Raw genomic sequence first — 11,299 nt, forward strand, 5'->3', positions numbered from 1 at the left:
AAGACGCCATGGCCGACATTGCCGGCGTCTTCCACTGGACGCCGGCAGCGATGGACGGCTTTACGATAGATGAACTGATGGCCTGGCGCGAACGCGCCCGGCAGCGAAGCGGAGCGGAATAGATGGCTGGTCGGGATTTGAAGTTACAGGTGGTATTTGCGGCACTGGACAAGATCACCGGCCCGCTGAAAAAGATCATGGGCGGCTCCAGCGACACGGCCAAGGCGTTGAAAGCGACCAGTGACCGTTTGCGCGAGCTGAACACCCAGCAGAGAAACTTGGGGAAATTCCGCGAACTGCATAGCGGTATCAATGCGACGCGTACCAAGCTCAAGGAAGCGCAGGACAAACTGAATGATCTTGCTGCGAAAATGAAGCAGACCACGACGCCCACGCGCGCCCTGACGCGCGAATTTAACGCGGCAGTCAAAGTCACGCAGGCATTGACGCTGAAAGGCCGCGAACAAAGCCAGCAATTCCGCGTCCTGCGTAACAGCCTCAAGGAAGCCGGCATCGACACGCGCCAACTGGGCAAGGCGCAGGAATGGTTAAAAAACAGCATCCAGCTGACGAACGTTGAGCTGGCTTCGCAACAAAAGCGCCTGGCCGCCTCCGCCGCCAAGCAACAGCGCGTCACCAACGCCACCCAGCATGCCGACCAGCTGCGCAACAAAGCGGGCAACCTGGCCATGGCCGGCGCGGGCGCCACCGCCACAGGCGCCGTCATCGGCGCGCCCGTCGTCAAGGGACTGAACGAGGCCAAGCACTATCAAACGGAAGTCGGCAGGGTCAACGCCCTGGGCCTGGGCGACAAGGTATCAGCCGAGGCCGTCGCTTTCGCGCGCAATATGAAGACCTACGGCACCAGCCAGCTCGACAACCTGCAGTTGATGCGTGACGGCATGAGCGCCTTTGCCGACGTGCACCACGCAGAAATGGTCGCCCCTACCTTGGCCAAGATGAAGTTTGCCAATCACGCCTTCTTTGGCGAGGCCGAGGGCGCCGACAACGAACGCAAGTTCATGGACATGCTCAAGGTCATCGAACTGCGCGGCGGCCTGGAGAGCAAGGAAAAATTTGAAGCCCAGGCCAATATCGTGCAGCAAGTCATCACCGCCACGGGCGGGCGCGTCGGCCCGAATGAATGGCTGAACATGATCAAGACGGGCGGTATCGCCGCCAAGGGTTTGAAAGATGACGCCTTTTATTACCAGATGGAACCGCTGGTGCAGGAAATGAGCGGCAACCGCGTCGGCACGTCCCTGATGAGCGCCTACCAGAACTTGTACCAGGGCCGCACCACCAAGCGCTCGGCCCGCAAGCTGGAAGAGTTCGGCCTGATCGGCGACAAAAGCAAGGTCACGCCAGATAAGGCCGGGCAAATTGCATTCCTCGATCCCGGTGCGCTGCTGGGTTCCGAGCTGTTCCGCGAAAACCAGTTCGAATGGATGGAAAAGGTGCTGTTGCCGCAACTGGCCAAGAAAGGCATCAAAGACAAGAACCAGGTGCTCGACGCCATCGGCAGCATCTTTTCCAACCGCACGGCGTCGAACCTGTATTCGCAGATGTACCTGCAGCGTGCGCAAATCCACAAGAACGAAAAGCTCAACCGTGGCGCCGCCGATATCGGCCAGCTGGACAAGCTGGGCCGCGACTCGGCCGCCGGCAAGGAACTGGAAGCGCAATCCAAGCTGGCCAACCTCAAGCTCACCATGGGCGAAAAAATCTTGCCGCTATACGCGCAGGGGCTGGAAATGGCGATTGCCGCCGTGCAGCGCCTGAATGGCTTCATGGAACGCAACCCGGCCGTGGCCAAGGTCATGATTACCGCCTTTGCCGTGCTGGCCGGCCTGCTGCTGGTGCTCGGCCCGCTGATGCTGGGCATTGCCGCCATGATCGGCCCGTATGCCATGCTGCACGTCATGTTCGCCAAGATGGGCGTGACGGGCGGCGTGCTCACGCCCATCCTGCGCAAGCTGGGCGGCGCCTTCATGTGGGCGGGCCGGGCCGTGCTGTGGCTGGGCCGCGCTCTTCTGATGAATCCGATTGGCATCGCCATCACGGTCATTGCCGGCGCCGCCTTCCTGATCTACAAATACTGGGAGCCGATCAAGGGTTTCTTTGGCGCCCTATGGTCAGACGTCAAGGCGGCGTTTGCTGGCGGCTTTACCGGCATCAATAGCCTGATCGCCGACTGGTCGCCGCTGGGCCTGTTCTATCGTGCCTTCGCGGGCGTGCTGGGCTGGTTCGGTGTTGCGCTGCCGGCCAGGTTCACCGACTTTGCGGCCGGCATCCGGGGCCGCTTCGCCAAGGGGCTGGCACCGCTGGCCGGCTTCTTTACCGGCATCTGGTCGCAGATCAAGACCGCCTTTGCCGGCGGCATCGGCGGCGTCAGCGCCCTGATCGTCAACTGGTCGCCACTCGGCCTGTTCTATCGCGCCTTCGCGGGCGTGCTGGGCTGGTTCGGCATCGCGCTACCGGCCAAGTTCACCGACTTCGGCGCCAGCATCCTGCAGCGCATCACCGCGTCCTGGGCGCCTATCGCCGCCTTCTTTGCCGATATCTGGTCACGCCTGCGAACCGTCTGCGCCGGCGGCATGGGCAGCATCACTGCCCTGATTATCAACTGGTCGCCGGTGGGCGTGTTTTACCAGGCGTTCGCGGGCGTGTTGAGCTGGTTCGGCATCAAGCTGCCGGCCCAGTTCACGGAGTTCGGCGCCAACATCCTGCGCGGCCTGGTCAACGGCATCACCGGATCTATGGGCGCCGTCAAGGACGCCATCAGCAATGCCGGTTCCAGCACCATTGCCTGGTTCAAGGAAAAGCTGGGCATCCACAGCCCGAGCCGCGTGTTTTCCCAGCTCGGCGACTACACCATGCAGGGCCTGGCCGTGGGCCTGGATCGCAGCGAGGGCGCGCCGATTGCCAAGGTATCCGGCCTGGCGCAGCGCCTGACGCAATTGGGCGCCGGCATCGCCATCGGCACGGCCACCGCCCTGCCCGCCAGCGCCTTCGACACGCGCACCCCGCTGTCCCAGGGTGGGTTCGGCGCCGGCATGACGATCCAGGGAGACAAGATCGAAATCACTTTCAACGTGCAGGCCGGCACCGATCCCCAGGCCATCGCGCGCGCGGTAAGCGCGGCGCTCGATCAGCGCGACCGCGAAAAGGCGGCACGCATCCGCTCGTCCCTGCGCGACCACGATTAAGAAAGAAGCACACCATGATGATGATTTTAGGAATGTTCGTGTTCAGCCTGCCGACGCTGGCCTATCACGAGCTGCAGCGGCAAACGGAATGGAAGCACGCCAGCACGGCCCGCGTGGGCCTGCGCGACGCGCACCAGTATGTAGGGCCAGGCGATGACACCATCACCCTGTCGGGCTGGGTGGCGCCGGAACTGACCGGCTCGCTGTATTCGCTCGATGCCCTGCGGATGATGGCGGACACCGGTAAATCGTGGATTTTGATCCAGGGCACGGGCCGCATTCTCGGCTCGTACCGCATCACCAGCATGACGGAAGGCCGCAGCATCCTGGACGGCAGCGGCGGCGCGCGCCGCGTCGAGTTCTCGATTGCGCTCAAGCGCGACGACGACGGCGTGCTGACCATGCTTGGCCTGGGCGATATCGGCGACCTGAAAAACATGCTCAGCATCGACGGTATGACCAGCAGCATTGCCGGCGCGGCCAAAAATGCCGTGGGCAGCGTGGTGGGCAATGTCGTCGGCGGCATCACGTCGAAATACGGCGGCGTGGTCAGCGAAATGAAAGACAAGATCGGCGGCAGCATCAGCGGCGCCATCGGCAGCGCGGCGGACAAGTTCAAATGAGCGAGCATATCCCCGCCTTCAAGGTCAGCATCGAGGACAAGGATTTGACGGCCATCGTCTCGCCGCGGCTGATCAATCTGACCTTGACCCTGTGCCGTGGCGACGAGAGCGACCAGCTCGACATTTCCCTGGACGACAGCGACGGCAAGCTGGCCCTACCGCCGCGCGGCGCGCAGATCGCCCTGGCGCTGGGCTGGCAGTCATCTGGCCTGGTGGACATGGGCAAGTTCACCGTCGACGAGGTGGAGCACAGCGGCGCGCCCGACACCATCACCCTGCGCGCCAGGTCGGCCAACCTGATCGACACTTTCAAGCAACAGCAGGAACACAGCTTTCACAAGACCACCCTGGGCGCCATCATCGAGGCCATCGCCTTTCGCAACGAGCTGGCGTCGGGCGTATCGGCGCGCCTGCGCGATACCGCCATCGAGCACATCGACCAGACCCACGAAAGCGATGCGGCCTTCCTGCGCCGGCTGGGCAGGAAATACGACGCGGTGGCCACCGTGAAAAATGACACCCTGCTCTTCATCCCTATCAACCAGAGCCGCACCGCCAGCGGCAAGGCGCTGCCCGTCATCCCCATCACGCGCGCCCTGGGCGACGGCCACCGCTACCACAGCGCCGAAAGCGACGCCTACACGGGCGTGCGCGCCTTCTGGCACGACGAGCGCTACGCGCGCCGCCGCAGCGTGGTGGCCGGCGTACCCGGCAACAGCAAGCGCCTGCGCACCACCTTCGCCAACGAAACGGACGCGCGCGCGGCGGCCGTGGCCGAATGGCAGCGCATCCTGCGCGGCCTGGCCACCTTTGAAATGAGCCTGGCCCTGGGCAACCCGACCGTGTTCCCGCAATCACCCGTGACGGTGAACGGCTTCAAGCCCGAGATCGACGCCACCGAATGGCTATCGGTCAAGGTCACGCACAGCTTGGGCGGCAGCGGCTTTACCACGCGCGTGGAGTTTGAAACGAAAACGGAAGCGGTTGAGGCCGAGCGCGAGGACGAGAAAGACCCGGACGAAGGCGTGACGGGCGTGGTGGCGAAGTGGAAGGACGTGGCGGCGAAAAAGAAAAAGTCGGGGCAGGAGCAGGCCGGCACCACGGGTACGCTCAAGACGCTGGAGCACACTTACAAGAGCAGGCAGGCCGCGAAGCGGGCGGCGCTGCATGCGTGGAGGCACATTGAGGAAGTGCGGGAAATTATTCGCGAAAATGACGAGGAATCTAGAAAACCTGAGCGATGAAGGGAGAACAACGAGCACGGAACCCTCCCAATTTTCCTATGTGACTGGCAAGCCAATTTAGCATCTGAAACCAGCACCTTAAGTCCCCAAAAAAAAGACTTAGGCTTTGATGGGGTTGTCACCAGTTGAAATTAAATATTAACAATTCCCCCCAGAATCTCGGAAAATTTAAAAAACTACAGTTTTTTCAAAAACTCCTTGCTTTGACTAAAAATCAAATCGGTCAACTTTCTCAACAACTCCACGGCTTCGCAAATATGTAGAACTATATTTCTCCAAGTCCTCGATATGATAGGGAAGAATATCCTCATGCAACCTAATCTTTAAACCCTTAAAAAAATCAATCCAATCAAGAACATCTTTATCACTAAAAATATTATCTGATTCGATCTCAATCTCAGCGAATATTGATTTGCGCAATGCCCATATACGTTCAACAGGATCAGGATGTGTCTTCACACCGCCGAATGATGGATTAATATAATCGGATACTGTGTAATAAAGATCTAGGTACAAAAAGAACAATGTGGCGCCATTTAGAATTCGTATGCGTTCATTTTCCGAAAAGTCAGCGTGCATTAAACTTCCAAAATCCGCATCGAATTCTTGCTGCTGCCGTGGAGTGTAATACTTTGAAACCTCATCGACTGAAAAAATATTTAATATTTCGCCAACTGGAGCCATTGCCGCATCGTCTTCTAGGTGACCGAGAAGTAGGTGTGCATATTCGTGCCCAATAATAAACTGCAGTTGATCCTCGGTCACGTTGGTACAATAATTATGCACTACTCCAGGAACTTCGCCACGTGGATCAATGTCAAAATCTGGGGCCTCTGTCTGGAGCATCGTTCTAATCGCAATAAAAAGGCAAGAAATAGCATCATCAAAATCAAAATCAAAATTTGCATGATGTGCGAATACATTCATATAGTACAGAAAATGACGCAAGGCCTCTGATATGACAATAACTTTCCCAAACTCACTTTTAATGCATGCTCCATTGGGTTCGCAATTAAGTACAAAACCTGCTGGAATGTTCAGGCATTTTTTCGCCTCTGCTTCTGGAAGCCTATCAATATATTTATCAAAATAATATCTATCGTAATATCCACTTAAAGACCATGCCTCTGTTTCTTTCGTCATTCTAGAAAAAAATATTCTAGCGATACGTGAATTTTTCGCAATGGCATCGGCTCGTATTTTTAAAAGATAGTCCGCCGCAGTCTTCGGCTCTTCGATCCTTTTTATTTCCTCTATAGTGCATATCGGATAATAAAAAGAACTTTCAGGCTTTATATTTGAAATATCCGCACGCGGAAACGTAATATGCAAATGAATTATAATATTTTCACCAACATAGAGCTTTTTAGCTGCTTGCTCTCTAAGCGGATGAGTTGCAAGATTATGCAAATATAGATTTCTAATATAGTCGAATCCTTCAGCATCTTTATCACGTGAGATTATTTCGAAATGTGCGAACACCTTTTCCACATTGATTCCGAAGTAATTCTTGAAAATATCTTCCAAGCTATCTTTCATTTTTTATAATTAATGGGTTTAAGGGTTAGGTCTGCCATTGCGAAACATAATGGGTTTGAGGGGTTTGAGGGGTTTGAGGGGTTTAAGGGGTTTGAAGGTCAGGTCTGCCATTGCGACACAGACCCAGCTATGCGAATCCCCAAGCTGAAGTCTCTGCGTAAGCTCAGCGTCAATACGCATAAGCAGCATAGTTAGTCGTGCCGTATTGACAATTAGTACATGGCGGTTTGCTGTGAGTCTATACGCCAAGGCTGAGATCGTGTCCGAATGACAGACCTGACCCCGTCACCAATCTAAGCTGTGCAACCAAGGCGGAGGGGGCAACAGCAAGCGCCTTATAGGGAATCAGTTAAAATATTCCAAGCAAAAAAAAGAGACTGATCTTTATCTTTGTGAATCAATAAATATCACCAGCCTTCAGCTTCTTTTGACGAGAAAGCTCAAACGCGATATATGGAGCCTCTTTCTTCAAAACCCCAATAGAAATACCATTCTTTAAATATTCCTCAGTATATTCTTCGCGCACGTGCCTGAAATTATTAAGTCCCAGTCGTTTAATGGTTTCCTCAATTTTCGCAGTGATTGGTTTTCCCAATCCGCTGCCGGATTCAATTTCAAAAGTTACCAAGTTCAACACGAACCACCCCGGCTTAATTTTAAAAGGATCCAACACATCGGAAAAATTATTCTTTCGAGAATTAAGCATACTACAGGCTAGTCTATAATTACTCCATTCATAAACATGGCGCCATGACTTAGACTTGGCGATCATATGATCAGCCGAACGCGCTCCAGTAACAGGATGAATGCGAAATCCCGAGTAAGCACAACTTTGCTGATAAGCACTCATTAAATCATTCAACGCCTCTGTCCAATATGCGGGAAATGCTGCGCTAGGAATGTTTTTTTTTGCCTTAGCAATCTTCTTGAACGGCCGTCCAGCTGTCCTGGGCGGATTTGGAACTTGCCCTACCATTTCCGAGATGGCTCTTAAACCGGGAATTTTAACGTTAGTATCAAATGTAGGAGGCTTGACAGCCGGACTCACTGGCATCATTTAGCGCCTCTGATCGACTGACGATATTCTTCCCAACGTAGCCAGAATCGATCAACCTCCCCAAGAGCGTCACGAAGTTGCTTATTTACCCGTAGAATATCCACTTCGTTCTTGGACTTTCCTCGGATTAATTTGAACGCATCTCCTATGGCTTTTTCTGCCTCGAGGGAACGAGCTTCCTTAAAGTCAAACGCGTTACTTGTTAACCAATGTGAAATATCGCCACGTCTAACAAATTCTCTTTGCGAAAGCTCAACATGCATTGCGGTTCCCTTTCCCTTAACCAGGTCAAGATCAAACCAAGCATCGGTCTTCGCATTGAACAGAGGCTCGGCCGAAGCTAATATCATGGGCGAATGAGTCGCAGCGATGAGCTGCACTGATGCCTGTGCATGCATTACTTTAGCAAGATCCAGAACTGATCGTAGGATGGAGCGTTGCCATTTCGGGTGAAGGTGCGCCTCGATTTCATCAACAAGCAAAGTTACTTGGGTCGCCCTTTCTTCACCCAATTCTTTCACTGCCAATCTGTGTTCATTCCACGACCACATCAACATGTAAGCGAGTGCAACTATCCTCTTTACGCCCGAAGATGCCGAAACAATCGGCACATCGACACCGTAAGGGGTTCGAAGCATTGGAACATCTCGAGAATCATTTAAGGACAAGCGGCCAAGTGAAGGAGCAACTTTTAGTTGATCCGACGGTGCGTCGGACGGGGCTAGATTGTTTAACAGGGTTTGCATCCTCTTTGCACTTATCCCCTTTTCACGAATCCAGCCAGCCCAGTCCGCGATTAATCCGTTGCAAACTCGTGCATCTTTACCATTTAAATCAACAGTCAAACCATCCCATACTTGCTGGGGAGTGAAAACATATGCGGGAATTCTTTCTTGCACATCAACATTTCCGCGTTTTAGCCAATAATTTCGCGCTGGATCCCAAACAGAAAATCCACCGTCAGCATGTGCATAAATTACCAATCCTGGATTCCAAGGTCTTCCACTCTTGCCTAACCACGCTTCGTCACGAGGGGAATAGCGACTAGTGTAAGAAACTGTTCGAGTTTTTGAATCTAAACTGAACTCAATGCTTGCGGGCACCTCCTTGTCGTTCGGCTTTGCCACGTACCCAGAGGTGAGGTTTTGATTGACTTCTTGAGGCCAACGTCGTGTAAGTGCCCACCAAGTAACATCCAAAAGGAAGCTCTTACCCAACCCGTTATCACCTGTAATCAGATTTAAACGTGGGCTTAAATTCATTTCCAACGTGTTGGCAGGACCGACGTTAGTAAGCGCGAGATGTTTCAGCATATAGATTTAGTAGCCATTTGGAGTGCAATTCAAGCATTATATGCTACGAAATGCGCGGCGATGAGGCCATGCGCACCTGCGAGTTCTACGCCCCGGCAAGAGGCGTCTACAGTGTAATATCGAGATCAGTTCTTCCATCTCAACGTCAACTATATTTTTGTAATTCAATTAATATCAAATTGAACGTCAGGTTTGGCTGCCGTTCACAGACGATACTATATGGTGCAAAAAGGAGCCGCCTAGCCCGCCCGCCCTAAGCGCTCATGTTCTGGGGTCGCATCTGCTGAAAATCATGCAGGACAAACAAGCAGCAATTACAATATGCATAAGAAGGTGAATCATTTGCAGACTATTTTTCCTTTTTTCGTCCGCTGCCGGCCACATTAAAAGTCTGCGGCCCAATGATGTTCCCTACAAAATTTTGCCCAATCTTGCCGTGGGTTTCAACGTGTGGAGTATTCCCTACTTGGGATGCTGGGGACGTTGGCGAGCGCATGCCGCCAATCATCCCAAGTACGCCTGCTTTCCCGCGAACGTCCATACTTCGATAACCATCCAACAACTCTCGCTCATCCGAGGTAACGGCTGATTGCAATCTCTCACCCGTAAGTATGTAGTGGACATCAACGCCGATCCCAGCCAACGCTCGTAAGTAAAGCGCATCCGGGGCACGCTCGTCTTGCTCATACAGCGTTTGTGCGCGTCGCTTCAGCCCGCCGACGGCAGCAAAATCTTCTTGATTCATGCCCAGCCGTTGACGCTCTTCTTTTAGTATTTCACCAATTGATCTCATTTGTGCGCAAATTCTTCTTTACAATGCTCTCATTTGAGAGCTATAGTTATGCCATACCATAGCGATTACAGATCATAACATTATGAAAAACGTATCCATAGCGAGGCGCACTACAAAGGGCGTCACGACTAAGCCCCTTGGCGTCCGTCTGACATCGGACGAGGTGAATGAAGTCGAAGGCTACGCCGAGAAACTTGAGCGCTCCCGTGCATGGTTTCTACGTTTCCTGATCCTGCGCGGCCTCGCCGACTACAAGCGCGAACTCGCATCCAAACCCACCCACTAAGGACAACGTCATGTACCCCGATGCAAAACGTATCCGCAGCCACCGCGTCATGCTGCGCCTGGACGATTACGAGCACCAGCTCGTTTCCTCGATCGCCAACTATCAGGGCGAAGAGCTTGCGGTACTGGTGCGCCAGATCGTGATGCGTGAAGCCCTAGCCGTGATCGCCTTGGATGACGCCACCATCGACAGCGTACAGCGTCGCAGCGTTTAAACCGAGTCACTTTTGAGCAACTCTAAAGTTACAGAAAATGCCAGACCATCAAATTAACCTCAATGACGAAGAGCGCGCGGTGCTGGAACTCGTGCGTCAACGCCAGGGGCTGGCAAGTATCGATCAGGCGGCTGAATGGCTCGTCAAATCGCGCTTACGCAAGCAGTCAAAAAACATGACGGGTCGCGGTCGCGCCCTGTACCAAGTGGAAAGAAAGCTGAAATGAGAGTCATCGGCCTGCCCTGCCCGCATTGCGAATACACCGTCCGCGCCGTCAAAAGCCGCACGATGTCCGCCATGTTCAAGGAAATCACCTACATGTGCCAGAACCCTGACTGCGGGCACTCCTTCGTGGCAGGCCTGGAAGTGCTACGCACCCTCTCGCTATCCGCCATGCCCAAGCCGGATATCCGCATCCCGATGTCCCAGCATGCGCGCGCGGCGGCCACCAATCAGCTGGCCCTGGACCTGACTGCGGGCTGCTGATGACTATCCCTATCCTCGCGCCGCCGTAATCCGGCCGCTGTAACCCCCTCTTTTGCTGTGCCCTGCAGCGCTCCTTTTTGAGCGTGCGGGATTCGTTCAACCTGAAATAAGGAAAACCGATGGAAAACACGCTGCACGCCACCAGTCATGCCGACAAATCCACGGCATCAAGCACGATCCGCCTGACCTTGCAAAATTGTATTGTCCCCGTGGCGCCAACGTGTTTTCTGCTGCAAGCCAGCGCGGGCATCGGCATCGCGGCGCTGACCGCCCACATCCATGAGATTGCCAAAACCTATCACGCCTACGGCGCTGCCAATCTAACCTTCATCGTCAGCGATGCGCAGGCACTGGAGCGTGACGGCTTTTTCGCGCCAGCCAAGCAACGCGCCCTGGTCGGCAAGCTGCCCATCGAGGTGAACTACATTTTCGCCACTGAAGCGGGCTCCCGGCACTGCTGCGGCGCATCGCACACGCTCCCCTACTGGGCAGAGCATTTTCTCAAGCCAGGGGCACGTTGATGCTGCGCCTGACC

At 54.3% G+C, this 11,299-nt stretch carries 13 protein-coding genes; 9 read left to right on the top strand and 4 right to left on the bottom strand.

The window, feature by feature from the left end; all coding sequences use genetic code 11:
* Positions 1–8 precede the first annotated feature (8 nt).
* From FG13_RS29425 to FG13_RS11205, 4 genes are read left to right on the top strand one after another with little or no spacing between them, the layout of a single operon-like run.
* Complete coding sequence (locus FG13_RS29425; protein WP_071650284.1) at positions 9–122, top strand: GpE family phage tail protein; 114 nt, start codon at positions 9–11, stop codon at positions 120–122.
* Positions 123–3,209 carry a phage tail tape measure protein gene (locus FG13_RS11195; protein WP_035820895.1) on the top strand — a complete coding sequence of 1,029 codons (3,087 nt, stop codon included), beginning with the start codon at positions 123–125 and terminating at the stop codon, positions 3,207–3,209.
* Positions 3,210–3,223: 14 nt separating this feature from the next.
* Positions 3,224–3,832 (top strand): phage tail protein, encoded by a 609-nt coding sequence (locus FG13_RS11200; RefSeq protein WP_035820897.1) that lies wholly within the window; start codon positions 3,224–3,226, stop codon positions 3,830–3,832.
* Positions 3,829–5,076 carry a phage late control D family protein gene (locus FG13_RS11205; RefSeq protein WP_035820899.1) on the top strand — a complete coding sequence of 416 codons (1,248 nt, stop codon included), beginning with the start codon at positions 3,829–3,831 and terminating at the stop codon, positions 5,074–5,076. The genes FG13_RS11200 and FG13_RS11205 overlap by 4 nt, the downstream gene beginning before the upstream one ends.
* 207 nt (positions 5,077–5,283) lie before the next feature.
* Here FG13_RS11205 and FG13_RS30040 read toward each other — a convergent pair whose 3' ends face one another.
* The 4 genes from FG13_RS30040 to FG13_RS11225 all read right to left on the bottom strand — a co-directional run bounded on the left by FG13_RS30040 (position 5,284) and on the right by FG13_RS11225 (position 9,778).
* Positions 5,284–6,603, bottom strand: coding sequence for a M48 family metalloprotease (locus FG13_RS30040; RefSeq protein WP_152598748.1), 1,320 nt, complete (start codon positions 6,601–6,603; stop codon positions 5,284–5,286).
* A 409-nt stretch (positions 6,604–7,012) separates the two neighbouring features.
* Entirely contained in the window at positions 7,013–7,672 is a 660-nt protein-coding gene (locus FG13_RS30045; protein ID WP_035820901.1) for a hypothetical protein, read from the bottom strand.
* Positions 7,669–8,985 carry an AAA family ATPase gene (locus tag FG13_RS11220; protein ID WP_035820904.1) on the bottom strand — a complete coding sequence of 439 codons (1,317 nt, stop codon included), beginning with the start codon at positions 8,983–8,985 and terminating at the stop codon, positions 7,669–7,671. Before FG13_RS11220 ends, FG13_RS30045 begins: the two co-directional genes overlap by 4 nt.
* A gap of 349 nt (positions 8,986–9,334) precedes the next feature.
* On the bottom strand, positions 9,335–9,778 hold the full coding sequence (locus FG13_RS11225; protein WP_035820906.1) for a helix-turn-helix domain-containing protein: 444 nt from the start codon (positions 9,776–9,778) through the stop codon (positions 9,335–9,337).
* A gap of 82 nt (positions 9,779–9,860) precedes the next feature.
* Between FG13_RS11225 and FG13_RS11230 the strand changes: the two genes are divergently transcribed.
* The 5 genes from FG13_RS11230 to FG13_RS11250 all read left to right on the top strand — a co-directional run bounded on the left by FG13_RS11230 (position 9,861) and on the right by FG13_RS11250 (position 11,285).
* Entirely contained in the window at positions 9,861–10,064 is a 204-nt protein-coding gene (locus FG13_RS11230) for a hypothetical protein (RefSeq protein WP_035820908.1), read from the top strand.
* Positions 10,065–10,074: 10 nt separating this feature from the next.
* Positions 10,075–10,278: a hypothetical protein gene (locus tag FG13_RS11235; protein WP_035820909.1), complete on the top strand. Its 204-nt coding sequence runs from the start codon at positions 10,075–10,077 to the stop codon at positions 10,276–10,278.
* A 37-nt stretch (positions 10,279–10,315) separates the two neighbouring features.
* Positions 10,316–10,504, top strand: a complete 189-nt coding sequence (locus FG13_RS11240; protein WP_035820911.1) for a hypothetical protein — start codon at positions 10,316–10,318, stop codon at positions 10,502–10,504.
* Entirely contained in the window at positions 10,501–10,764 is a 264-nt protein-coding gene (locus tag FG13_RS11245; protein WP_035820913.1) for an ogr/Delta-like zinc finger family protein, read from the top strand. Before FG13_RS11240 ends, FG13_RS11245 begins: the two co-directional genes overlap by 4 nt.
* 119 nt (positions 10,765–10,883) lie before the next feature.
* A complete protein-coding gene (locus FG13_RS11250) occupies positions 10,884–11,285 on the top strand; it encodes a hypothetical protein (protein ID WP_035820915.1) in 402 nt (133 codons plus the stop codon).
* The last annotated feature ends 14 nt before the right edge of the window (positions 11,286–11,299 follow it).

Source organism: Janthinobacterium sp. RA13 (assembly GCF_000745325.1).
Classification (GTDB): Bacteria; Pseudomonadota; Gammaproteobacteria; order Burkholderiales; family Burkholderiaceae_D; genus Janthinobacterium; species Janthinobacterium rivuli.